Here is a 23,146-nt window from a genome sequence, read left to right on the forward strand (position 1 = left end):
TTGCTGAGGGACGCTGGGACGCAAGCTCAATAGCTGGCGGTCCGCCGGCCGTCAATATTATCCGGGTAAAATATTCAGGACCGTTGCAGGATCAGGCTGAGCTCGAGCTCCCGGAAGGCGAGGTAATTGCGCCGGGTCCATTGGTGCAGCTCAGTCGAGGCGTCCTTCTCCTGGCGCAGATAGCCGGTGAAGGAGAAGTTCAGCCGGTCGATATAGGTCTTGAGGAAGCCGGGCAGTGCGGGCAGGTGGAACAGCCGGCCGGCAGCCATCGCGGCCGGGAGCTCGCCGCGCACGACGTGCTCATTGTCCACGGTGATCAAATTCATCCGCGGGATCTGCCCGCGCAGCATCTCATGGGCGCGGGTCGAGACGCGGTCGGTGTCGGCGACGAACAGGATCTGTGGTGCGACGTGGCGGCGCGCGGCTTCCTTCAGCAGGCCGATCTCGTCGGCCATCTTGAAGAACTCGTCGAAGGCGTGGAAGCCGAGGTCGATCACCTTGGCAAGGCCGTCATCGACAATGACGCGGTCCATCAGCTGCATCTTGCCGTAGGTGTCGATCACGTCGGCGGTTTCCGTGATCTTCGGCAGATAGTCGAGCAGCGACGGCTCCTTCAGATTGACGTCGAAGGCCGCGACATTGCCGTTCTTGAGCAGGAGAAATTCGCTCAAAAGCCGCGCCAGCAGGGTCTTGCCGACCTGCGGGCGGGGCGAGCAGATGATGTAGACGGGTGTCGCGGGCATCGCCAGCTATATCAGTCGAACTTGGCGACCAATCCAGCCGTATCAGCCCGGCTTGCGCAACTATTTTTCGCTGTTGCGGGTCACGGGTTTCGAACCGACGATGTCGGTCAGCCGGATCCGGTCGAATTCGCTCCAGACGTTTGCCAGCCAATGCCGGACATAGCCGCGCAGCACGAACGAATAGTTCGCAGCGTCGTCGTTCATGCCCTTGTTGGCGACGAATTTCAGGAACGGAACGGAGGACACCTCGACCTGCTCATAGGCCATTTCGTTGAGCTTGGGGATGGTCAGCTCGGTCGCGTCCTTGATGCGGTGGAAGTAGGAATTATAGGTGGCCTGGTCCCACTGGAAGAACTGGGTGTCGTTGATGAAGTTCTTCACCAGGAAATATTTCGCGCCGGTCATGAAGCCGGCGGTCTCCGCGATCTCGTCGAGTGAGGCGATCGAGGGGCCGAGGATGTGGAAAACCGCGAAGGTGATCTGGCCGGCCTTGGCGGCGTCGAGGAAACCGATGTCGCGCAAGGAGGCGAGCGCTGGCGAGAGCAGGCCGGCGCGGACGTCGATCACGGTCACCGACGGGCTCGTCGCATTGAGCGTGTCGAAGATCTTCATCTGATCGGCCGTGGTCGTCATGTCGACGATCTCGGTGATGTCAGGGTGGAAGCGCTTCAGGGTTCCGCGCGGGGACTCCGTGTCGAAGGCGCGCGTCGGCACGTTGTTGGCGGAAAAATAATCGAGCAAGGTGCGCGACACCGTGGTCTTGCCGACCCCGCCCTTGTCCGCGCCCACCACAACCACTGCCGGCTTTGCCATTGCTGTCCCCTAACGCGCGCCCCCGATCGCGAGGTCGCAATCGGCCGGGCCCCAAATCGATGTCCCAAGGATGTCCCAAGTCTGCTGTTGGGCGCGAACATGGCAGAAACAAGGGAGAATTCAATTCCTCGGCATGTAGTTACGGCAATTCCCGAGGTTTTTCCCGATCGCTGTGAAACCGGTCGCGGCTCGCGTCATTCGCGCCCTGAGTGGCGGCCCCAGGGACCGATCGGATTGATCGGGTTTCCGGCTGCGGTTCCGGCAGGACTGGGGACAGGCACGGGCGGTGGGCTGACCGATCCGCCTGCATCGTTCCACGGCCCCTGAGGCACCGGCGGGGTGTCCTGCTGCTTGGCTTGCGTCTCCGATTCTTCGGTCTCGTCATCGGGCGGGGGCAGCGGGCCGGGATCATGGCCGCCGGCAAACTTGACCAGTGCGTCGACCCGGGACTGCACCGAGGGATGGGTCGCGAACAAATCGGCAAAGCCCTCGCGCGGATTGTCGACGCAGAGCTCCATCACCGCCGAGGTCGCACCCGGCAGCTCACCGCGGTTCTCGATCTTGCGCAGCGCCGAGATCATGGCATCGGGGTCTTTCGTCAGCTCGACCGAGCCGGCGTCGGCGAGAAATTCGCGCGAGCGGGACAGCGCGAGCTTGACCACCTGCGACAACAGCCAGGCCACCACGATCAGCACGACCGCGATGATGATCACGATCACCGCGCCGCCGCCGGAGCTCTTGCTGTCGCTCGATGACGAGGACGAGCGCGAGGACGAGGAGGAGCCCGACGACCATGAGCCGCCACCGGAGCTCCAGTTGAAATTGGTGAACAGGCGGAAGAACAACTCGCCGAAGAAGCCGACCACGCCGGCGATGATGACGGCGACCACCATCAACTGCACGTCGCCGTTCTTGATGTGGGTCAGCTCGTGGCCCAGCACCGCCTCGATCTCCTTGTCGTTCAGCGCGCTGAGGAGGCCGGTGGTGACGGTGATCGAATATTGCCGTGGATTGAGGCCGGTCGCGAACGCGTTCAGCGCCGGTGAGTCCATGATCTTCAGCTTCGGCATCGTGATGCCGCGCGAGATGCAGAGGTTTTCGAGCAGATTGTAGAGCCGCGGCTCCTCCTGCCGGGTGACGTCGTGGCCGCCGGTCACCGCGTCGATCATCGACTGGTGGAAGAAATAGGCGATCACGACCCAGGCCGCCGCCACCACCGTCGCGATCGGCGCGGCGACGATGAGGTCGTGGAAGGCGCGGCTCAAATAATAGGCGACCGTGCCGTTGCTGTTGATAACGACCTCGGCGACCAGCGCGCCGGCATAGACCAGCACATAGACCAGCGCGAACAGGCCGGCGAGCAGCACCATCGAACGAAACTTGTTCGAGGCGATGTGCGTGTAGAGACCATACGCGGCCATGACGCGCTGCCCTGCCGGCCTATCGGCTCGACTTTAGAACTTCACCTGTGGCGCAGCCTCGACCTCAGTGCGGCTGGCGCCGAGATCGAAGAAGTCCTTCCTGGTGAAGCCGAACATGCCGGCGAACAGAGCGGCCGGCATCTGCTGGATGCCGGTGTTGTATTCCTGGACCGCGCTGTTGAAGAAACGACGGCTCGCCGCGATCTTGTTCTCGAGGTCGGAGAGCTCGGATGCGAGCTGCTGGAAGTTGGCGTTGGCCTTGAGGTCGGGATAGGCCTCCGACAGCGCGATCAGCCGGCCGAGCGCGCCGGAGAGCTGGTTCTCGGCGGCGGACACCTGCGCCGGCCCCTGCGCCGACATCGCCGAATTGCGCGCCTTGATGACGTCGTCGAGCGTGCCGCGCTCATGAGAGGCGTAGCCCTTCACCGTCTCGACCAGGTTCGGGATCAGGTCGTGGCGCTGCTTGAGCTGCACGTCGATGTCGGCAAAGGCCTGGCCGACCCGCTGGCTCAGCGCCACCAGGCGGTTGTAGGCGCTGAAGGCGAACAGCACGAGGACGACGATGACGCCGAGAACGATCCAGCCGGTCGACATGGAGAACTCCTGATGGGGGAAGAAGCTGGGCGCAGCCTAGACCAAATTGGCGCGAAGCGAGAGCCCGGCGCAGAAGGGAGGTAAGACTTGGTCGAATGAGGAACCATCCACGTTCAAGGCGAATGCCCTGAACGAGGTTAACTTTCGGCAATGACCGCATCGCCCCAACGCCAGCGCCGGGCGTTTGCATAGGCGGCCTTGTCGCGCCGCGGGACCTTGGTGACGGTGACGCCGCCCTCGGTGCAGAGCTTTGCCGCGATCTCGGCCTTGCCGATATCCGGCGGGGCCAGCACGCGCGCGGCGCGGCTTTCCGGCGGCGTGCGGGTCAGGGCGACGTAGATGAAGCGCTCGTCCTCGAACGGCACCTCGGCGCCCTTGATCTGGCGGTGCGCCTGCGAGCGCGGCAGGCGCTGCGAGAAATGGCACCAATCGGGCGCTGCGAGCGGGCACGGCTTTTCGTGCGGGCAGGGCGCCGCGACGAAGGCGCCGGCTGCGATCAACTGCTGACGCAGCGCGAGGATGCGCGCGGTGCCGGCGGGCGTGCCGGGCTCGATCACGACCAGCGCGTGGCGCGCCTTCGCCCACATGGCCGCGGTGAGCTTGCGTTGATCGGCCTCACCGAGCTCGCCGATGACGTAGCTGGCGACGACGAGATCTGCTTGCGAGACCTCTTTGAGGTTGCCGCCGGCATCGCCCGGCAGATAGCGGCACTCCGCCAGCCGCGAGCTGTCGCGCGCCAGCTCGAGCGCCAGCCGGCTCAGGGTGGCATTGGCGTCGAGCAGCGTGAAATCCTGCAGCGACGGGAACGCTTCTGCTGCGGCCCAGCTCGCGGTGCCCGGGCCGGCGCCGACGTCGAGCAGCGTTTCCGGGGCTAGGTTCGGCGCGATTTCGGTCAGCGCATTCAGGCTTGCAGCCACTGCCGCGTAGGTCGCCGGCATGCGCGCCAGCGCATAGGCAAGCGCATCGGCGTCCGACTTGATCGTGCCGGAGCCGCCGCCGGCGCGATAGGTGGTCGAGATTTTCTGCGAGCGCTGTGCCGCGTCGGTGCGCGAGAAGCCCTGCAGCTTGCCGTCGAGGGCGGCCTTGAGTTCAGCGGGGAGGGTGGGCGAGATCATATCCGCCCACCGTCATTCCTGGGCCAGCCGTATCACGCCACGTTCTGGTCGAGAATGTCCACCGCCTCTGCCAGGCTCACCGACACCAGTTGCGAGACGCCGCGCTCGGCCATGGTGACGCCGAACAGGCGGTTCATCCGCGCCATCGTGATCGGATTGTGCGTGATGATGATGAAGCGCGTGTCGGTCGAGCCGGTCATTTCGTGCAGCAGGTTGCAGTACCGTTCGACGTTGTGGTCGTCGAGCGGTGCGTCGACTTCGTCCAGCACGCAGATCGGCGAGGGGTTGGTGAGGAACACCGCGAAGATCAGCGCCATCGCGGTCAGCGCCTGTTCACCACCCGAGAGCAGCGACAGCGTCTGCGGCTTCTTGCCCGGCGGCTTGGCGATGATTTCGAGGCCGGCTTCGAGCGGGTCGTCGCTCTCGATCAGATGCAGCGCGGCCTCGCCGCCGCCGAACAGCTCGACGAACAGACGCTTGAAGTGGTTGTTGACGACCTCGAACGAGGTCAGGAGCCGCTCGCGCGCCTCCTTGTTGAGGCTCTGGATGCCCTGGCGCAGCCGCTTGATGGCCTCAACCAGGTCGTCGCGCTCGGTGACCAGACCGGTGTGCTGGGTCTCGACCTCGCGCAGCTCTTCCTCGGCGCGCAAATTGACTGCACCCAGACGCTCGCGGTCGCGGCGCATCTTTTCGAGGTCTTCCTCGATGTCGTGCAGCGGCGGCAGCTCTGCGCCCGGCTCGATCTCGGCGAGGCCGGCGACGGCCTGCGGCTCGACTTCCAGCATGTCGCGGATCTCGCGCTCGATGTCCTCGAGCCGGCGCCGCGCGCCTTCCATGCGCTCCTCGGCGCGGGCGGTGGCCTCGCGGGAGCTGGAGAGCGCCTCGAGGGTTAATTTCGCGACGCGATCGGTCTCCGCCATTGCGCTTTCCGCCGTGGCGAGCGCGTCGGCGGCCATGCGGCGGTCGTTTTCCGCATATTCGATCTCGGTGATCAGCGCGCTGCGCTTCTCCGCGAACACGGCCGGCGCGTTCTCGAGTTCGCTGCGCTCGATCGTGAGTTCGGCGATGCGGGCCTGGATGGTGTCGATGTGGGAGGCCGCGCTCTCCTTGCGGTTCTGCCACTCGGTGCGCTCGGCGAGGATCGCCTGCACGCGGCGGTCGGCAAGCTCGGCCTCGCGCGCCAGCGCCTGCGCCTCGGCGCGGACCTGGGCGGCCATGCGGCGATGGCCTTCGATGTCGCTGCGGACGGCGGCGAGACGGGTCTCGGTGTCCTCGCTCGACGGCAGCTCGCTGATGCCGGCCTCGGCGTATTCGTAGGCGGCTTCGGCCTCGGCGCGGTCGGCGGCGAGACGGCTGTGCGCTTCCGACAGCGTCGCCTTGCGCGCGGCATGGCGGCTGATCTCGCGCTCGGCGGTGGCATGGCGCTCACGCGCGACGTTGAGCTCGCGCTGCGCGGCGCGCCAGGCTTCGCGGCTGGCGCCTTCGGTGCTGGCGGCCATCTGCAGCTCGGACTCGGCATTCTCCAGCGCCTGACGCTTGATCTGTGCATCGATGCGGGCCTGCTCCAGCTCGTTCTCGATGTCGACGAGGCGGGCGCGTTCGGCCAGGCGCCGTGCGGCGCCGGTCGGGGCGTGGGCTGCGGCGACAAAGCCGTCCCAGCGCCAGACGTCGCCTTCGGGCGACACCAGCCGCTGGCCGGTCTTGAGCTGCGAGACCAGCTCGGCGCCGCGCTCGCGCGGCACCACGCCGATCTGAGCCAGGCGGCGGCTCAGCTCGGCCGGCGCCTGCACGTGGTTGGCGAGCGGCACGGCACCTTCGGGCAGTTCCGGATCGCCGTCAGTGACGCCGGCATTGGTCCAGCGCATCGGTGCCGACGGATCGACCGGCGCGTCGAGATCGTCGCCGAGCGCGGCACCAATTGCCTTTTCAAAGCCCTTGTCGACGGTGATGCCGTCGATGATCGGCGGCCACAGATTCTTGGTCTCGCCGTTGACGATCTTGGAGATCGTGCGAGCCTCGGTGTCGAGCCGCTGCACGCGCTTGTCGGCCTCGACCAGCGGCGAGCGCGAGGATTCCAGCGTCTGGCGGGCGGCGACGTGTGCGGTTTCGCTCGCCTGCGCGGCGGCTTCGGAAGCCGCCAGTGTCTGCTCGGCGGTCTCGACCGTCGCGGTCAGCTCGTCGAGGTCGCCGAAGCCGCCGGTCTCCGCGGCGAGCTTCTGCTCTTCCGCGGTGACGTTCGCGATCTCCTGGTCGAGACGGGCGAGCTTGTCGCGGTGGGTGCGGACGTTGGCCTCTAACTGGTTGCGCTTGGCGGTGAGGTCGGCGAGCGCGGTGGTGAGCTCGGCGAACTGCTGCTCGGTTTCGGTCAGCACCGCCTCGGCTTCGCCGACGCGCTCGTCGACACCGGAGCGTTTCTCGACGCGCGACTTGATCTCTTCCTTCAGCTCGGCATCTTCGGTGTCGAGCCGCTGCAGCGCGACGTCGGCGTCCATGGTTTGTTGCTGAGCACGGGAAATGTCGCCTTCGAATTGCGCAAGACGGCGCTCGAGCTCGGCGACGCGCTCCTTGGCGCGCTCTTCCTCGCGATCGAGCAATTCGCGGGCATTGGTCAGGCGCTGGAGCCCGGCCGCGGCGCGCGCTTCGGCATCGCGCAGCGCCGGCATTTCGGCGGCGCGGATGGCCTGAATGCGGGCGGCTTCGGCCTGGTGCTGGGTGCGCTCGGCCATCTCGCGGACGGCGAGATCATGGGTCTGGCCGGATTCGTTGACGTCGGCATGGGCGCCGATCCAGCGCAGGTGGAACAGCGTGGCTTCGGCCTTGCGGACCTTGGCCGCGACCTCGCGATAGCGCACGGCCTGACGGGCCTGCTTCTTCAGGCCTTCCATCTGCCCTGCAAGCTGGCCGATCACGTCCTCGACGCGGGTGAGGTTGGTTTCGGCCGCCTTCAGCCGCAGCTCGGCCTCGTGGCGGCGGGCATGCAGGCCGGCGACGCCGGCAGCATCTTCCAGCACGCGGCGGCGCTGCTCGGGCTTGGCCTGGATGATCTCGCCGATCTTGCCCTGGTGGACGAGCGCAGGCGAACGCGCGCCGGTGGCGGCGTCGGCGAACAGGATCTGCACGTCGCGGGCGCGCACGTCGCGGCCGTTGATGCGGTAGACCGAGCCGGCCTCGCGCTCGATGCGGCGCGAGATTTCGAGCAGCTGGCTGTCGTTCATCGCCGCCGGCGCGGTGCGATCGGCATTGTCGATCGTCATCGTCACTTCGGCGTGGTTGCGCGCGGGGCGGTTGCCGGAGCCGGCGAAGATCACCGCGTCCATGTCGGCGGCGCGCAAGCTCTTGTACGAGGTCTCGCCCATCGCCCAGCGCAGCGCCTCGACGAGATTCGACTTGCCGCAGCCGTTGGGTCCGACCACGCCGGTCAGGCCGGGCTCGATGACGAAGTCCGTGGCTTCAACGAAGGACTTGAAGCCGTGAAGGCGCAGGCGGGTGATTTTCATAGGCACGCATCTCTGTTGGCAGGCGCGAATCCCCCTGCCGGGACAATACCATGGAAGGCAATGTCGCTATCCGGGCGAGTCGCGCGAGGCGCCTCATGCGGCTGGACAATGGCCGCGGTGCGCCGCGAGGGCAACCGGCCAAAGCCGCTTTTCCCAAGGGATTTATGCCGGGAAAGATACGGCTTTCGAGATGCGAATCAGGATCTTGACGAGCGAATCAGCTCTTCAGCAGCGGATTGATCTTCTTGGCGAAATCCTCGAACGAGGTCTCGCCCTTGATCTTCTCGCCGTTGATGAAGAAGGTCGGCGTCGAATCCACCTTCAGAACGTCGCTGGCATATTTCTGGTCAGCGGCGATCTTGTCGAGCAGCGCCTGGTCCTTCAGGCAGGCCTCGACCTGCTGCTGGGTGAGGCCGGCCTGCTTGCCGATCCGCGTCAGGGTCTCGGTGGTGTTCTTCACCACCCAGTCGTTCTGCTGGCGGAACAGCATGTCGGTGACGGCGAAGTATTTCGGCCCGTCGTCCTTGGCGATGCAGCGCGACAGCATCGAGCCGGCGGCGGCTTTGATGTCGAGCGGGAACTCGCGGAAGACGTAACGGATCTTGCCGGTGTCGATGTATTCCGTCTTGATCTTCGGGAACACTTGCTCGTTGAACGCCGCGCAGTGCGGGCAGGTCATCGAGGCGTATTCAGTGATGGTGACGGCGGCGTCCTTCGGGCCGAGCGCCATGTCGGGCAGCGACACCGGCTTGGCGACATCCGCGGCGGCCTGCGCCATCGCCTCGGAGATGAACCGCAACGGCGAGAGCCCCGCGATCGCGGCAAGCCCGGTCAGCGACAGCATCGTGGTGAAGGCGCGGCGGGTGATGATCAAGGTCGGCTCCCGAATTGGCGTGGTCTCGCCCGAGTATCATGGGTTCCCGGGTGGCCTGTCGCTAGCTTGAAACGTCGTTTGAGGCAATGGCGAGCGGCAAGCACGGGTCCAGATTAGCCCCTGAATGAGGCTCAATTTCGCTTGATGGCGGCCCCGAGCCGCGCCAGCGCCGTCTTCAATTCTTCGTCTTCGATGTCGCCCAGGCTCTCTGCCACCTTGGCAACGCTCTTGGGATCCGGCGGGCCGGGCCGGGCCGGCCGGCGAGCCCGCGACAGGGGGGCTTGGCGGAAGGCCAGCTTGCCGACCGCGCTCCAGCCGAAGAAGCGGTTGACCCGCTCCAGGATCACATCCGCCGAATGCTGGATCTCCAGCGCCATCGGCCCCTCGACCCGCAGCACCAGGGTCGCCGGCTCCTGCGGCTGGCCCTCGACCGGCCGCGGCCATTGCATCTTCAGTGGCTCGGCATGGGCCGCGATCTCCGGCCCGGCGATCTGCGCCCATCGCGTCACCAGCTCACGTGCCGCAAAACCCTGCTTGGCATAGGCCTCGGCAAAGACGTGGTCGAGCAGGAGTGACAGCGGCTTGGCGCTGATGGGACCGGGTTTCATGGGGCGGAGCTTGGACATGAGCCCTTATAGCACGAAGAAAGACGTGGATGCCCGCGACGAGCGCGGGCATGACGTGGAGAGATCGGCGTGAGGTCGCTACAGTGGGTGCATGAGCCCCAAATCCGCGCTGAAGGCGAAATCGGAACCCGGTCCGGCGGAGACCTCGTCGCGCCCGATCGCTCTTCTGCAATGGTACGACCGTCACCGCCGTCGCTTGCCCTGGCGGGCGGCGCCCGGCGAGACGTCGGACCCTTACCGCGTCTGGCTGTCGGAGATCATGCTCCAGCAGACCACGGTGAAGGCGGTCGGGCCTTACTTCGAGAAGTTCGTGGCGCGCTGGCCTGATGTCACGGCGCTCGGGCGTGCCGCGCAGGATGACGTGCTGCGGATGTGGGCCGGGCTTGGATACTATTCGCGTGCGCGCAATCTCTACGCCTGTGCGGTCGCGGTGACGCGCGAGTATAGTGGCGTGTTTCCCGACACGGAGGAGGGCCTGCGCGCGTTGCCGGGCATCGGCCCCTATACGGCGGCGGCGATCGCAGCGATCGCGTTCGATCGCCGCACCATGCCGGTCGACGGCAATATCGAGCGCGTGGTGTCGCGGCTCTTCGCTGTTGAAGAAGAACTGCCGCAGGCAAAGCCGCGGATCCAGCAATTGGCGGCGACGCTGCTCGCGGACGCGCGTGCGGGCGATAGTGCGCAGGCGCTGATGGATCTCGGTGCCACGATCTGCACGCCGAAGAAGCCGGCCTGCTCGCTATGCCCCTTCACTGAGGATTGCACTGCGCGCTTGCAGGGCACGCAGGAAACGTTCCCGCGCAAGGCGCCGAAGAAGAGTGGAATGTTGCGCCGTGGCGCGGCCTTCGTCGTCACGCGCGGCGAGGAGCTGCTCGTCCGCTCGCGGCCTGAAAAGGGCCTGCTCGGCGGCATGACCGAGGTGCCGGGCTCCGACTGGCTCGCCGGCCAGGATGACGCGACGGCAAGGCAGCAGGCGCCGGAATTGAAGGGGCTGTCGCGTTGGCAGCGCAGGGTGGGCGTCGTCACCCACGTCTTCACGCATTTCCCGCTGGAGGTGGTCGTTTACACGGCGAAGGCTGTAGCCCGCACTCGCGCGCCCGAGGGCATGCGCTGGGTGCCGATCGCGACGCTTGCCGGCGAAGCGCTGCCCAACGTCATGCGCAAGGTGATCGCGCATGGATTGGACCTCTAGCCGTCCATCCTGCTGACAGCATGCTGGCAGCAGGCCTGCGTTATCCGTGGGTGCAACGGAGGTTCGCATGATCAAGACCGCGCTCGACAACTTTCCAAGGCCGCCTTGCGCCGAGCTGCTGGGATGGCGCCTGCTTGATGCGCGTCCGGAGGAGGGCTGGATCAGGCTCGGCTTCGAGGGCAAGCCCGAGTTCTGCAATCCGGCGGGCTTCATCCAGGGCGGCATGCTCTCGGCCATGCTCGACGACACCATGGGGCCCGCGGTGCTGGTGATGAGCGAGGGCCGGCTCTACACCACCACGATCAGCATGACCGTGAACTTTCTGGCGCCCGCCAAACCCGGCCCGATCATCGGCGAGGCGACGGTAAGGCAGCTCGGCAAGACCATTGCGTTCGTCGAAGCGAAGCTGATGGCGGAGGACGGCACGGTGCTGGCGACGGCGAGCGCGAGCGAGCGGCTGCTGGAGGCGGCGAGGGTGGTGCGGTAGTCGTTACCGTCGGGGCCGTGTCGCGGAGTGCTGCGCGCAAGGCTTATACAGCGCCTGTAGTGCTTTGCCGCGCAGCAAGATGAGTTGCGGCCTCAACCCGCCGCGCGCCGCGATCCAACGCTGCACCGGCCCAGGATACATGGAGTACAGGTAATTGGTGGCGTCGGGGTCGGTAATCGTCCTTCCCTTCCGACCGAAATCCCAAGCAGCGTGGAAGCCGAGAGCGGCCTTCGAGGTCACACAGATCTTGTCAGCGGCAACTGCACCGAGAACGATGGTGCACGATGAGGCACAAAGTCCATCGATGATGACGGTCTCTCCGGAAGTGCGCAGGCGCTCATATCGGTCAACGTAGGTGTCGATTAACCCGCCCCGATCGCCGGCGATCCGTATCGTCGCATGACTTGCGTGCATTTCGGCCAGCAAGATGGCGGCCGCAAGCAATCCCGCCCGGAACTTCATGATGCCTGCCTCGGTTATTCGCGCCTATCGAGGAGCATCCCGGGTCATTGAAACCGACAGGCATTGATCTAGGTCAATTGGACATGCAGGGCGCGCCAAATGATGGCGCAAGTGCCTGTCCCGTGGACGGCATCACCCTGCGGATAGAACCGGCACTCCAATGACGGGAGGACGCCCATGTTTCGATATGCTCTGGTTGGCTTGGCCGCAGCCGCTCTTGTCGGCGCAAGCCTTGTTCCCGATGACGCACTCGCCCGCGGCGGCCGCGGAGGAGGTGGCGGCTATCGGGGAGGGGGATTTCACGGAGGAGGCGCGCACTACAGAGGCGGTGCCGTTCACGCGGGTCGCTACGGCGGCCGCGCTCACGTCTCCCGGCCGATAGCAGGCTACCCCGTAGCACGTACTGCGGCGCGTAGAGGCGTCTACCGGGGAGCCGCATACGGAGCCGCGGCAGTAGGAGTCGGAGCGGCGGCGGCAGGTGCATACGGCTACTACAACAACCGTTGCTACGATGCCTACGGCAATTGGGTGTGTTCCGGACAGTATGGATATTGATGGGCCGTGACGGACGCGGGGCGGTTGGACAACTCTTACCGCCCCGCCTTCAGGCGCTCGCGCGCTTCGCATCCCTGCTGACAATCGGCGGCTTCGCATTCAGCGCCTCGACCTGGAATCCCGCCACCCGCTTGTAGTTCGCGGCGATATCCTCCAGCTCCTTTTGCGACAGCACGTCGGTGACGACCTCAAAGCCGTCGGGGGCGCGCTCCTCGACGAGCTGCATCACCTGCTCGGGGCCGTTCTTGCGGTTGAGCAGGACGAGGTCGGTGGTCGCCGGCCTTCGTTCGGCTTCATAGGCCAGCAGCGCCGCACTCGTCGGGCCGTGCGCCAGGATCTCGCGGGTGATGGTGCGGGCATCGAGGATCGCCTGCGAGGCGCCGTTCGAGCCGATCGGGTACATCGGATGGGCGGCATCGCCCATCAGCGTGACCTTGCCGAAGGTCCATTGCGACACCGGATCGCGGTCGACCAGCGGATATTCATAGGCGTGCGGGCAGTTCCTGATCAGGCCCGGCACGTCGAGCCAGTCGAACTGCCAGCTCTCGAACCAGGGCAGAAACTCTTCCAGCCGCGCGGTGCGGTTATAGTCCTCGCGCCGCCACTGATAGGTCGGCGGCATGTGCCGCTCGGCCACCCAGTTGATCAGATGATTGCCCGCGGCGTCCGGCTCTTTCGAAATCGGATAGCAGACGAATTTCAGGATCTCGTGCCCCGCCATGATCATGGTGCGGCCGCTGAGGAAGGCCTTTGCAGGCGTGACGCCGCGCCAGAGGATGCGGCCGTTCCAGATCGGCGGGCCCTCATTGGGGTAGAGCTTTTCTCGCGCGGCGGAATGGATGCCGTCGGCGGCGATCATGATCGCGCCGTCGTAGGTCCCGGCGGCCTTGCCGGTCGCCCTGTCGATGAAATCGGCGCGCACGCCACCTGCCGTCTCGGTCCAGCCGGTCAGATGGTGGCTGGTCAAGATATTCTCGCGGCCGAGCCGCTCGATCGCGGTGTCGAGCAGCAGCTGCTGCAGCGTGCCGCGATGGATCGAGAATTGCGGCCATTTGTAGCCGGCCTCGAGCCCGCGCGGCTCGCTCCAGATCGGCTTGCCGTGCTTGGAGAAATAGGCGAGCTCGGCCGTCCGCACGCCGCTGGCATCCAGCTTGTCCATCAGTCCGAGCTCGATCAGCTCGCGCACCGCATGCGGCAGCACGTTGATGCCGACGCCGAGCGGCTTCAACGCGGCCACGCTCTCGAACACTTTTACGGGAACGCCGATTCCGTGCAGGCTGAGCGCAAGCGTCAGCCCGCCGATGCCGCCACCGGCGATGAGTACGGTCATGACAAAACCCCTCCGATTGCAGGCGTCTTGGCACAGGCGGGCGGCGGTGGGCAACTGCGAAGGAGAAAGTCGTGCTATAGACCGGAAGGCCGACAACCGTTAATTTCCGGCTTTCCCATGAGGTCCGACATGCTCAAGCTCTACTACGCCACCGGCACCTGCGCGCTCGCCACCTACATCACGCTGGAAGAGGCCGGCGCCGACTACACGGCCGAACGGCTGAGCTTCAAGGACAACCAGCAGAACAGCCAGGATTATCTCGCTATCAACCCGAAGGGCCGCGTGCCCGCGCTGGTGACCGATCGCGGCGTGCTGACCGAGACGCCGGCGATGCTGGCCTATCTCGCGCAGACCTTCCCCAAGGCGAAGCTCGCGCCGCTCGACGATCCCTTCGACTTCGCCCAGGTGCAGTCGTTCAACTCGTACCTCTGCTCGACCGTGCACATCAACCACGCCCACAAGATGCGCGGCGCGCGCTGGGCGACGCAGGAGAGCTCGTTCGCCGATATGAAGGCGAAGGTCCCGCAGACCATGGGCGCCTGCTTCTCGCTGATGGAGCAGAAGATGTTCAAAGGGCCTTGGGTGATGGGCGATCAGTTCACGATCTGCGACCCCTATCTTTACACGCTCTCGACCTGGCTCGAAGGCGACAGCGTCGACATCAGCGCCACGCCGAAGATCGCCGACCATTTTAAGCGCATGTCCGATCGGCCCGCCGTGCGCAAGGTGATGGACGCGCAGAAGGCGTGAGGCTCTTGCAGCTCTCGTAGGGTGGGCAAAGGCGCAAAGCGCCGTGCCCACCATCTCTCCAGACGACGACGGGATGGTGGGCACGCTCCGCTTTGCCCACCCTACGGCAGTTTGCGCTTGGCTTGCTCCAGCTCCCGTCCCGTCTCCAGCATCAGCCTTCTCAGCCAGATCGAGCCGGGGTCCATCTGCGCCCGCGTCGGGTAGAACATGAACTGCTCGTCGATCCCGGGATCGAGCGGTGGCGCCACCGCGACCAGGCCGAGCTGCTTCGACAGCGCCGCGATCAGGCGGCGCGGCACGAAGGCGACGAGATCGGTGCGGGCGGCGACGTGCAGCGCTTCGAGATAGCCTGACACGACCAGCGAAATATGCCGCTCGATGCCCTTGGTGAGCAGCCAGGTGTCGATCAGGTCCTCAGCGTTGCCGCGGATGATCACGCCGACATGGCGTGCGGCGAGAAACGCCTCGCGCCGCTTCAGTTTCGCTCCCATGGGATGGCCGCGCCGCACCGCCAGCGCATCGCTGTCGGTATAGAGCAACTGGCGGTGAAAGCCTTTGAAGGCGTTGCCGATCGAGATCACGAGATCGATGGTGCGGGCGAATTCGGCGTGGAAGATCGCGGGTCCCCGCCACGGCACGATGTCGATGCGGACATTGGGCGCGGCCCGCGTCACCTTTTCCATCAAGGGCGGCATCAACAGCTCGACGGCGAGATCCGGCATCATCAGGCGGAATGGCCGCTCGCTGCGCGCGGCGTCGAAATCGTCGGGCACGAACAGCCCGCGCACCTGGTCCAGTGCCTGCGCAAGCGGCGCGCGCAGCGCCTGTGCCCGCGGCGTCAGCTCCATCCGCGCGCCGGTGCGCACCAGCAGCGGATCGCCAAAAATGTCGCGCAGGCGCTGGAGCGCGTGGCTCGCGGCCGGCTGCGACAGCCCGATCCGCATTGCGGCGCGGCTGACATTGGCCTCGCGCAGCAGTGCGTCGAGCGCGGTCAATAGATTGAGATCGAGCGAATTCAAATTCATGGGGTGAATAGATATCATACCGGCTATCGATTTGAAGAATTCTCTTCGTGGCGCGATGGTCTGCGTGTTGCCACCAAAAGGAGATGCCGCCATGAGCGCGAGCGCCAACAAGAAACTGATGCAGGATATCTTCGCCGCCGCCGCCAATCCCGATCCGGCCGTGCGCGATCGTTCCCTGTTCGCCGCAAGCCTTGCCGAAGATGCCAGATGGGTCGTGACCGGGCAATATTCCTGGTCGCGCACCTTTTCGGGCAAGGAATCGATCCTCAACGATCTGCACGGCTATGTGCGGAGCCGCCTTCGTGACCGGACGCGCACCGTCGCCCACCGCTTCATCGCCGACGGCGACATCGTCGTGGTCGAAGCCAAGGGCGACAACGTCACGCCCGAGGGCGTGCGCTACGACAACGATTATTGCCTGGTCTTCCGGATCGAGGACGGGAAGATCAAGGAGATCCGGGAATATTGCGACTCGATCCTGACCGAGAAAGCGCTTGGGCCGTTTCCGCAGACGCCGGTGAGGGCCGCGAGCTGACCGGAACGAGTATGATCGCGCCCGCCGACCGGTGCCGTACGCCCCGGCCGGCGATGGTGGTGTCGATCTGGCGCAGGTTGGCTGAGATCGTCCATATCAGGCGCGAACGATCCCGCGCCCGGTGTCAGCTCGCCGCCATGAGCGATCGGGAGCTTCAAGACTGCGGCATGACACGGTCGGAGATCGCGTACGAACTGAGGAAGCCCATCCGGTGAAAATAGTGCGGGGGTGCAGGGCGGCAAATTGCAGCAGGCCAACACCTGAAGCATGCATCCGGGCACCCCTGCAGCGCTGTGCATGCGGCTGCACGCCTTGCGCCGAAACCCTGCGGAGCTGCCGATAAAATCAGCAGGTCATGTGCTGGCCTGCGCACACATGCGCGAAGAATCGGAAGGTTCAATTAACGAGTGTCCCTCATTGTGTCGCAGTGCAGCGTGAGTGTCGAAAGGCGACTCGCGGCTGCCGGGGTGGCCGTGACGATCGCCGGAGTCGTTCGTCTGCCCGAATTCACATACATCTGGGTGGACAGTGGGAATGCCGAGTTTTCGTTTGCGGATCAGGGGACGCCTGTACGCAGGTTTCATGGCCTTGGTGGCGGTTGGTCTCGTGATGGCGGTGGTCGCCGTCTGGAATTTGCGGGCCGTGCAGGATCAGGTCGGAAGACAATCCGCACTTTCGGACAGCACCGCGCGGGTGCTGGAGATATCGACCCATCTTCAGGCGATCCAGCGGGCCAATCTGCGATACATCTACGACGCCAACGAGCCCGCAATGAAGGAGGCCGCAGAGCGGGAGACCGCGGCGACCGAGCTGTTGAAGGTCGGGGCGCAGGGGACGCTCTCCGAAGAGCGGCGGAAGCTCTACAATGATCTGATCGCCGACATCGCCAAGATGCGAAGCCTGCGTGACAATCTCGGCGACGCCGTCAACGAGGCGAGAACCGGCAAGGCGACGCTGCTGCCGAGCGGCGACGAGCTGACCGTCAAGATGGGCAAGCTGACCGACGTGGCGCGCGCGGCTGTCGACGAAGACACCGCGGCCCTGGTCGCGGACCTCGAATCCAGGCTGCTTCTCGTTCAAATCGCGAATTGGCGTTTCCTGGCCCTGCGCGACACCAAGGGGCCCGCCAACTTCAGGACCAATGTGGACAGGGCGTCGCAGCGGCTTTCGGCGCTGGAAAAGAGCCCGCAGGCAACCGAATTGCGCGCCACGCTCGCGCCGGTGAAGACCTCGCTCGGAATCTACAAATCCGCGTTCGAGACGACGTCGGCGGCGATGCTCCAGGCCGACGAGATCTACCACAAGAACCTCGCGCCCCTCATCGTCGAGAGCATCGCCAAGCTCAAGGCCGCGGAAGGTACCCTGAAGCAGGACTATAAGGAGTCGCGCAGCCGGGCCGAAGCCGTGATTGACGGCACGACGACCGTGCAGGAGGTCGCGGGCGGCCTTGCCACCTTGTTCGGGCTGATCGTGGCCTTCCTGATCGCCCGCAGCATCGTCGGTCCCCTGACCTCGATGACGCGTGCGATGGGGCTGCTGGCCGGCGGCAATCTCGCGGTCGAGATCCCCGGGCGCGGCAAGACCGATGAGATCGGCGACATGGCCAAGGCGATCGAGGTGTTCAAGACCAACATGCTCGACACCGAGCGCCTGCGCCATGAGCAGAGCGAGACCGAAGCGCGGCAGGCCGAGAGCCGCAAGGCGGATATGGTCAGGCTTGCCGACCAGTTCGAGCAGGCGGTCGGCGAGATCGTCGATACCGTGTCGTCGGCATCGAGCGAGCTGGAGGCTTCCGCCGGCACGCTGACGGCGACCGCGACGCGCGCGCAGGATCTGTCGACCGAGGTGGCGTCGGCGTCACAGGAGGCCTCGGCCAACGTGCAAGCCGTTGCCTCGGCGACCGAAGAGCTATCCTCCTCGGTGACGGAGATCGCCCGCCAGGTGCAGGAATCCGCCCGCATCGCCAGCGAAGCGGTCGGCCAGGCGAGCAGGACCAACGAGCGCGTCGGCGAGCTGTCCAAGGCGGCGGCTCGGATCGGCGACGTGGTCGAGCTGATCAGCACGATCGCCGGCCAGACCAACCTCCTGGCGCTCAACGCCACCATCGAGGCCGCGCGCGCGGGCGAGGCCGGTCGCGGCTTCGCCGTCGTCGCCTCCGAAGTCAAGGCGCTGGCCGAGCAGACCGCGAAGGCCACGGGCGAGATCGCCCAGCAAGTCTCCGGCATCCAGGCCGCGACGGAGGAGTCGGTCGGCTCCATCAGGGAGATCAGCGGCACCATCGAACGGTTGTCGGAAATCTCGTCGGCGGTTGCGGCGGCCGTGGAACAGCAGGGCGCGGCGACGCAGGACATCTCCCGCAACGTCCAGCAGGCGGCCCATGGCACGCAGCGCGTCTCGACCAATATCGGCGACGTCCAGCGGGGCGCCTCCGAGACCGGCTCGGCCTCCTCGCAAGTGCTCTCGGCGGCGCGCTCGCTGTCGTCGGACAGCAATCGCTTGAAGCAGGAAGTCGCCAAATTCCTGAACTCGGTCCACGCCGCATAAAAGCAAAAGGCCACGCGCATGCGCGTGGCCTTTAAATCGCGGCAGGTGCGATCAGGCGACCTTGGTCGTCATGTGCTTGAACATGTTGGCACGCGCTTCGTCGTCCATCTCGGCCTTGAAGGTGAACTTGTCTTTCAGAGCGATCGCGCGGCTAGCTGCAGGCCGCGCCGAGATCTCGTCCACCAGCCGCTTCACGTTCGGGTATCGCGCAAAGGCGTCGTCGCCGAGCTTGAACGGCACCATCCGCGCCCAGCCCCACAGCGCCATGTCGACGATCGAATAGCTGTCGCCAACCATGTATTTGCGATCTTGGAGGTGCGCGTCGAGAATCTTGTAGTGGCGATCGGTCTCGTACTGATAGCGGTTATGGGCGTAATCGTGGCTCTGGTCCTTCGGCGCAAAATGCTTGAAGTGCACGGCCTGGCCCGAATACGGCCCGACGCCGGTGGCAATGAACATCAGCCATGACAGCGTCTCGCCGCGCACATTGGCGGCGGGCAGGAACTTGCCGGTCTTCTCGGCGAGGTAGAGCAGGATGGCGTTCGAGTCGAACACGATCGTGCCGCCATCGTCGATCGCCGGCACCTTGGCGTTCGGATTGATCTTCAGATAGTCCGGCGTGAACTGCTCGCCCTTGCGGGTGTCGATCTTGACCGGCTCGAAGGGCAGGCCGGCCTCTTCCAGGTAAAGAGCGACCTTGGTCGGGTTCGGCGATCCGTTGAAATAGAATTTGAGCATCACACATCTCCCCAGGTTTCTTGCCGAAAGCGAACGCAGCGTCATTGCCGCCTGCGGCCTTGTCTTGCCTGAACCTCGTCGGAGAGAGCAACCAGCGAGTTTGCCGGGCGGTATCTGCGCAGCGCGCAGATCAGCCGGCGTAACAAAGGCCGATCGCCGCCGTAATGGCGGATCAGGTCCGGCTGAGCCGTTCCCGCAGGAATTCGATGAAGCGCTGCGTCTTGGCTGGCAGCAGGCGCGTCTCGGTCACCGCGTAGACGGTTACGGGCGAGCCCTGCCATTGCGGCATGATGCGGCGCAGCCGTCCGTCCGCCAGTTCGTCGGCCACGATTTCCTGCGGTACAAAGGCGATGCCCATGTCGAGCGTTGCGAGGCGGCGGATCATCCCGACATTGTTGAGCCGGAAACGGCCGCCGACCTCGGTCTCCATCGTTTGCGTCCCGCTATGCAACGTCCAGACACTCAGCTTCATCATCGAAAGGCATTGATGGCGGACGAGGTCCGCTGGTTCATTCGGTTCGCCGTTGACGTCGAGATAGCGTGGAGAGGCGTAGAGATGGGCTGAAAAACGCGCAAGCGACCGCGCGATCATGTGGGACGGCTCGGATTCGCCGACGCGGATTGCCAGATCGAAAGGCTCGGATATCAGATCGACGCGCCGCGGCCCGAGGTCGAATTCGAAATCGATGTCGGGATACCGCCGCGCGAATTCGGCGATCAGCGGTGCCAGATAGGTGTTGGCGAAGTCGACCGGCAGCGAGACGCGCAGCAGTCCGCTCGGCTGCGCCAGCATCTCGCCCAGTTGCTCGTGCGCGAGGCGTGCTTCGTCGACGATGCGTTTGCAGCGCCCGAAGTAGATCTCGCCTGCTTCGGTCAATTCGATCCGGCGGGTCGTCCGGTTCAACAGGCGCAGCCCGATCTCCTTCTCGAGAAGCGCAATCCGGCGGGACAGGGTCGAATTGGGGATGTCGAGGGTCTTGGCGGCCGTACGGAAGCTGCGGGCCTTCGCCACTTCCACGAAGAGCGCCATATCGTTCAGCAACGCCATGGTATTATCCCGCCTGCGGATCAATCAGTTCCATTTTACGGCATTTATTCCACTCAATGGAAGGTCCATCTGTTCTTCGTCAAACATCGAAGAGCAATCCGCCGTGAAACGCATCGAATTGGACAAGAAGCTGAACTTAAGTCTTCCGGCGCTCGAAAACCTCGAGCTCGCCGGACTGAATGTGACGGTGATCGGCGGCACCGGCGGGATCGGCCGGGCGCTCAGCCATCAACTCGCCGCCAAAGGGGCGCGTGTCCTCGTCGTCGGTCAGACTTTCCGCGACCAGAACGTGCCGCGCATCGCGTTCATGAAGGCCGATTTGAGCCTGATGCGGGAAGCCCGGCGGATCGGCCGCGAACTGCCTGCCGCGACACTCGACATCGTCGTCTTCACCACCGGCATCATGGCGGGGCCCAGGCGCGAGGTGACTCTGGAGGGCATCGAACGTGATCTCGCCGTCAGCTATTTGAGCCGCTTTGTCATTCTGAACGAGATCGCTCCTCGTCTCGGACAGGACCGGGTCTCGGCCACTTGCAGGCCCCGGATCTTCGTCATGGGCTTCCCGGGCACGGAGCAGAAGGCGGACGTGGACGACCTGAATTCCGAATTGAGCTACAAACGGTTCGCTGCACACTCGAATACGGTGGCCGGAAACGAAGTGCTGGTTCTGCAGGCGGCCAAGCGCTTCGCCGACGTCGATGTCTTCGGCCTCAATCCCGGCTTCGTGAAGACCGGCATTCGCGCCAATCTCCTGGGGTCGCGCACGCTTGTCGCTGTGATCGAATGGCTGACCAGCTTCATGATGGTCGCGCCGGACGCGTATGCCGCGCGGTTGGTGCCGTTATTGGTGACGCCCGATCTCGACGGCCGCAGCGGCGCCATGTTCGACAACAAGGCCCGCGCGATCTTGCCCAGCCCGTCGTCAACGGACCCATCCTATGCGGCCGCGCTGATGGATGCGTCCGACAGATTGGCCGGTCGAGCGCTCAACTGAAAAAGAGCAAGCCAAGAAGGGCGATGACGATCATCGCCGCACCGACCGCTTCCAGCCGCAGCCCGAGTCGCGTGGCGAGATGCATGTCGGAGGCGCGCGCCTTGCGCTCCGATCCGCGCGCATAGCCGTGCACGATGACGTCGTGATTGAAATTGTCGTGCGCCTCGTTGCTGCTGGCGAGCCCGACGCAGATCACGAGCACGCCGAACAGGGCGAGGCCGAAGAAGCCCAAGAGCGCGATCAGGAACATCGGAAACATGCCGAGCAGGAAGATCGGCAGCAGCGGCACCAGCAGCAAGGTCTCGGACTGTCGTCGCATGGGAGCCACCCGGTCAGGACGGGCTGATCGGCGAAATCTAGTCCTGCCTCTGGCCTCATTCAAGGTGCGTAGGGTGGGCAAAGGCACTCTTACGCCGTGCCCACGTCTTCGCATCGATTGGGCAGGACGTGGGCACGCTTCGCTTTGCCCACCCTACGAGGTTCGAGCGCTGGGGCTATTCCGCCGCCATGCCGGCGCGGATCTCCGCACGCAGCTCGTCGATCAGCTTGAGACCCTTCTTGGTCTCGACATGCCAGAAGGTCCAGCCGTTGCAGGCTTGCGCGCCTTGCGCCACGGCGCCCATGCGGTGGATCGAGCCGACCTTGTCGCCCAGCATGATCGCGCCGTCGGCGCGCACCAGGGCGCCGAGCTTCTTTTTGGCGTCGAACAGTTTGGTGCCGGGCATGATCATGCCGCGTTCGATCAGCTCGGAGAACGCGACGCGAGGCGCTTCGCGCGCGGTCATGAACGGAGCGAGGCTCGCTTCCGGCAGCGGCTCGACCGCGGCGATGCGCGCTTCCGCCGCCTTGGCATAGGTCTTGTCGCGCTCGAAGCCGATATAGGAGCGGCCGAGGCGCTTTGCGACCGCGCCGGTGGTGCCGGTGCCGTTAAAGGGATCGATCACGAGATCGCCGGGCTTGGACGAGGACAGCAGCACGCGTGCGAGCAGGCCTTCCGGCTTCTGCGTCGGATGCACTTTCTTGCCGTCGGCACCCTTGAGGCGCTCCTCGCCGGTGCACAGCGGGATCAGCCAGTCGGAGCGTGCCTGCACGTCCTCGTTGGCGGCTTTCAGCGCCTCGTAGTTGAACGTGTAGCCCTTGGCTTTTTCGTCGCGCGCAGCCCAGATCATCGTTTCGTGCGCGTTGGTGAAGCGGCGGCCGCGGAAATTCGGCATCGGGTTGGTCTTGCGCCAGACGATGTCGTTCAGGAGCCAGAAGCCGAGATCCTGCATGATCGCGCCGACGCGGAAGATGTTGTGATAGGAGCCGATCACCCAGATCGTCGCCGACGGCTTCATCGCGCGGCGGGCGGCAAGCAGCCAGGCGCGGGTGAAATCGTCATAGGCGGAAAACGAATCGAACTTGTCCCAGTCGTCGTCGACGGCATCGACATGGGATTCGTCGGGGCGCTTGAGATCGCCCTTGAGCTGGAGATTGTAGGGCGGATCGGCGAACACGAGGTCGACCGAACCAGCCTGAAGCTTCGACATCTCGGCGACGCAATCGCCAAGGACGATGCTGTGCGAGGGAGACTCAAAGTTTGTGCGGGGCGCCCTTGCAGACGCCCCGCGACGCGACACTACCATGACTCAAGAACTCTGACTCAGGCGACGCTGTCGGCGACGCGGGACCAAACAACCGACTGACCGTTACAATGAAGCGGCAAAGTAAAAATCGACTTAACCCGCCGCTTTCGTGAGCAGCCATCGCATCGCGTGCTGCGCGCGCAGCGTCGTGCGCATTCGCCGTGTTTTACAGTGTATT

At 65.1% G+C, this 23,146-nt stretch carries 22 protein-coding genes; 7 read left to right on the forward strand and 15 right to left on the reverse strand.

Annotated features, from left to right (window positions below; all coding sequences use genetic code 11):
* Nucleotides 1–74 precede the first annotated feature (74 nt).
* The 8 genes from I3J27_RS08680 to I3J27_RS08715 form a co-directional block, all read right to left on the reverse strand.
* Nucleotides 75–743 carry a hypothetical protein gene (locus tag I3J27_RS08680; RefSeq protein WP_270167767.1) on the reverse strand — a complete coding sequence of 223 codons (669 nt, stop codon included), beginning with the start codon at nucleotides 741–743 and terminating at the stop codon, nucleotides 75–77.
* A gap of 60 nt (nucleotides 744–803) precedes the next feature.
* Entirely contained in the window at nucleotides 804–1,556 is a 753-nt protein-coding gene (locus I3J27_RS08685) for a P-loop NTPase family protein (protein WP_270167769.1), read from the reverse strand.
* A gap of 194 nt (nucleotides 1,557–1,750) precedes the next feature.
* Nucleotides 1,751–2,977 carry a M48 family metallopeptidase gene (locus I3J27_RS08690; RefSeq protein ID WP_270167771.1) on the reverse strand — a complete coding sequence of 409 codons (1,227 nt, stop codon included), beginning with the start codon at nucleotides 2,975–2,977 and terminating at the stop codon, nucleotides 1,751–1,753.
* A gap of 33 nt (nucleotides 2,978–3,010) precedes the next feature.
* Complete coding sequence (locus I3J27_RS08695) at nucleotides 3,011–3,571, reverse strand: LemA family protein (RefSeq protein ID WP_270167773.1); 561 nt, start codon at nucleotides 3,569–3,571, stop codon at nucleotides 3,011–3,013.
* Between the two features lie 137 nt (nucleotides 3,572–3,708).
* Nucleotides 3,709–4,686, reverse strand: a complete 978-nt coding sequence (locus tag I3J27_RS08700) for a small ribosomal subunit Rsm22 family protein (protein WP_270167775.1) — start codon at nucleotides 4,684–4,686, stop codon at nucleotides 3,709–3,711.
* A gap of 32 nt (nucleotides 4,687–4,718) precedes the next feature.
* The gene (gene smc, locus I3J27_RS08705; protein WP_270167777.1) at nucleotides 4,719–8,183 is read right to left on the reverse strand and encodes a chromosome segregation protein SMC; all 3,465 of its coding nucleotides are present in this window, start codon (nucleotides 8,181–8,183) and stop codon (nucleotides 4,719–4,721) included.
* 217 nt (nucleotides 8,184–8,400) lie between these two features.
* A complete protein-coding gene (locus I3J27_RS08710; RefSeq protein WP_270167779.1) occupies nucleotides 8,401–9,057 on the reverse strand; it encodes a DsbA family protein in 657 nt (218 codons plus the stop codon).
* A 131-nt stretch (nucleotides 9,058–9,188) separates the two neighbouring features.
* Entirely contained in the window at nucleotides 9,189–9,683 is a 495-nt protein-coding gene (locus tag I3J27_RS08715) for a DUF721 domain-containing protein (RefSeq protein ID WP_270167781.1), read from the reverse strand.
* Nucleotides 9,684–9,774: 91 nt separating this feature from the next.
* Here I3J27_RS08715 and mutY point away from each other — a divergent pair, with 91 nt between their 5' ends.
* Nucleotides 9,775–10,875, forward strand: a complete 1,101-nt coding sequence (mutY, locus tag I3J27_RS08720; RefSeq protein ID WP_270167784.1) for an A/G-specific adenine glycosylase — start codon at nucleotides 9,775–9,777, stop codon at nucleotides 10,873–10,875.
* 67 nt (nucleotides 10,876–10,942) lie between these two features.
* Nucleotides 10,943–11,362: a PaaI family thioesterase gene (locus I3J27_RS08725; RefSeq protein ID WP_270167787.1), complete on the forward strand. Its 420-nt coding sequence runs from the start codon at nucleotides 10,943–10,945 to the stop codon at nucleotides 11,360–11,362.
* A gap of 3 nt (nucleotides 11,363–11,365) precedes the next feature.
* On the opposite strand, the gene I3J27_RS08730 is transcribed toward I3J27_RS08725, so the two are convergent.
* Both I3J27_RS08730 and I3J27_RS08735 read right to left on the reverse strand, forming a co-directional pair.
* Nucleotides 11,366–11,824, reverse strand: a complete 459-nt coding sequence (locus tag I3J27_RS08730) for a Clp protease/crotonase-like domain-containing protein (RefSeq protein WP_270167789.1) — start codon at nucleotides 11,822–11,824, stop codon at nucleotides 11,366–11,368.
* 604 nt (nucleotides 11,825–12,428) lie between these two features.
* On the reverse strand, nucleotides 12,429–13,709 hold the full coding sequence (locus tag I3J27_RS08735) for a flavin-dependent oxidoreductase (RefSeq protein ID WP_270167791.1): 1,281 nt from the start codon (nucleotides 13,707–13,709) through the stop codon (nucleotides 12,429–12,431).
* A gap of 129 nt (nucleotides 13,710–13,838) precedes the next feature.
* Between I3J27_RS08735 and I3J27_RS08740 the strand changes: the two genes are divergently transcribed.
* Nucleotides 13,839–14,459: a glutathione S-transferase family protein gene (locus I3J27_RS08740; protein ID WP_270167793.1), complete on the forward strand. Its 621-nt coding sequence runs from the start codon at nucleotides 13,839–13,841 to the stop codon at nucleotides 14,457–14,459.
* Between the two features lie 101 nt (nucleotides 14,460–14,560).
* Here I3J27_RS08740 and I3J27_RS08745 read toward each other — a convergent pair whose 3' ends face one another.
* Nucleotides 14,561–15,484, reverse strand: coding sequence for a LysR family transcriptional regulator (locus I3J27_RS08745; RefSeq protein WP_270167795.1), 924 nt, complete (start codon nucleotides 15,482–15,484; stop codon nucleotides 14,561–14,563).
* Nucleotides 15,485–15,575: 91 nt separating this feature from the next.
* Here I3J27_RS08745 and I3J27_RS08750 point away from each other — a divergent pair, with 91 nt between their 5' ends.
* The 3 genes from I3J27_RS08750 (at nucleotide 15,576) to I3J27_RS08760 (ending at nucleotide 18,563) form a co-directional block, all read left to right on the forward strand.
* Nucleotides 15,576–16,019 (forward strand): nuclear transport factor 2 family protein, encoded by a 444-nt coding sequence (locus I3J27_RS08750; protein ID WP_270167797.1) that lies wholly within the window; start codon nucleotides 15,576–15,578, stop codon nucleotides 16,017–16,019.
* Nucleotides 16,020–16,072: 53 nt separating this feature from the next.
* Nucleotides 16,073–16,234, forward strand: a complete 162-nt coding sequence (locus I3J27_RS39175) for a DUF1127 domain-containing protein (protein ID WP_370691968.1) — start codon at nucleotides 16,073–16,075, stop codon at nucleotides 16,232–16,234.
* Nucleotides 16,235–16,553: 319 nt separating this feature from the next.
* Entirely contained in the window at nucleotides 16,554–18,563 is a 2,010-nt protein-coding gene (locus I3J27_RS08760; RefSeq protein WP_270167799.1) for a HAMP domain-containing methyl-accepting chemotaxis protein, read from the forward strand.
* A 51-nt stretch (nucleotides 18,564–18,614) separates the two neighbouring features.
* Here I3J27_RS08760 and I3J27_RS08765 read toward each other — a convergent pair whose 3' ends face one another.
* Together I3J27_RS08765 and I3J27_RS08770 are read right to left on the reverse strand one after the other, a co-directional pair.
* Nucleotides 18,615–19,301, reverse strand: coding sequence for a glutathione S-transferase family protein (locus tag I3J27_RS08765; protein ID WP_270167801.1), 687 nt, complete (start codon nucleotides 19,299–19,301; stop codon nucleotides 18,615–18,617).
* 172 nt (nucleotides 19,302–19,473) lie between these two features.
* On the reverse strand, nucleotides 19,474–20,349 hold the full coding sequence (locus I3J27_RS08770; RefSeq protein WP_270167804.1) for a LysR family transcriptional regulator: 876 nt from the start codon (nucleotides 20,347–20,349) through the stop codon (nucleotides 19,474–19,476).
* Nucleotides 20,350–20,452: 103 nt separating this feature from the next.
* Here I3J27_RS08770 and I3J27_RS08775 point away from each other — a divergent pair, with 103 nt between their 5' ends.
* Nucleotides 20,453–21,343, forward strand: a complete 891-nt coding sequence (locus tag I3J27_RS08775) for an SDR family NAD(P)-dependent oxidoreductase (protein WP_270167811.1) — start codon at nucleotides 20,453–20,455, stop codon at nucleotides 21,341–21,343.
* On the opposite strand, the gene I3J27_RS08780 is transcribed toward I3J27_RS08775, so the two are convergent.
* Together I3J27_RS08780 and I3J27_RS08785 are read right to left on the reverse strand one after the other, a co-directional pair.
* Complete coding sequence (locus tag I3J27_RS08780; protein WP_270167816.1) at nucleotides 21,336–21,662, reverse strand: hypothetical protein; 327 nt, start codon at nucleotides 21,660–21,662, stop codon at nucleotides 21,336–21,338. The genes I3J27_RS08775 and I3J27_RS08780 overlap by 8 nt on opposite strands.
* A 175-nt stretch (nucleotides 21,663–21,837) precedes the next feature.
* Complete coding sequence (locus tag I3J27_RS08785; protein ID WP_270167818.1) at nucleotides 21,838–22,968, reverse strand: site-specific DNA-methyltransferase; 1,131 nt, start codon at nucleotides 22,966–22,968, stop codon at nucleotides 21,838–21,840.
* Nucleotides 22,969–23,146: the final 178 nt, after the last annotated feature.

The organism is Bradyrhizobium xenonodulans (assembly GCF_027594865.1).
GTDB classification, from domain to species: Bacteria; Pseudomonadota; Alphaproteobacteria; order Rhizobiales; family Xanthobacteraceae; genus Bradyrhizobium; species Bradyrhizobium xenonodulans.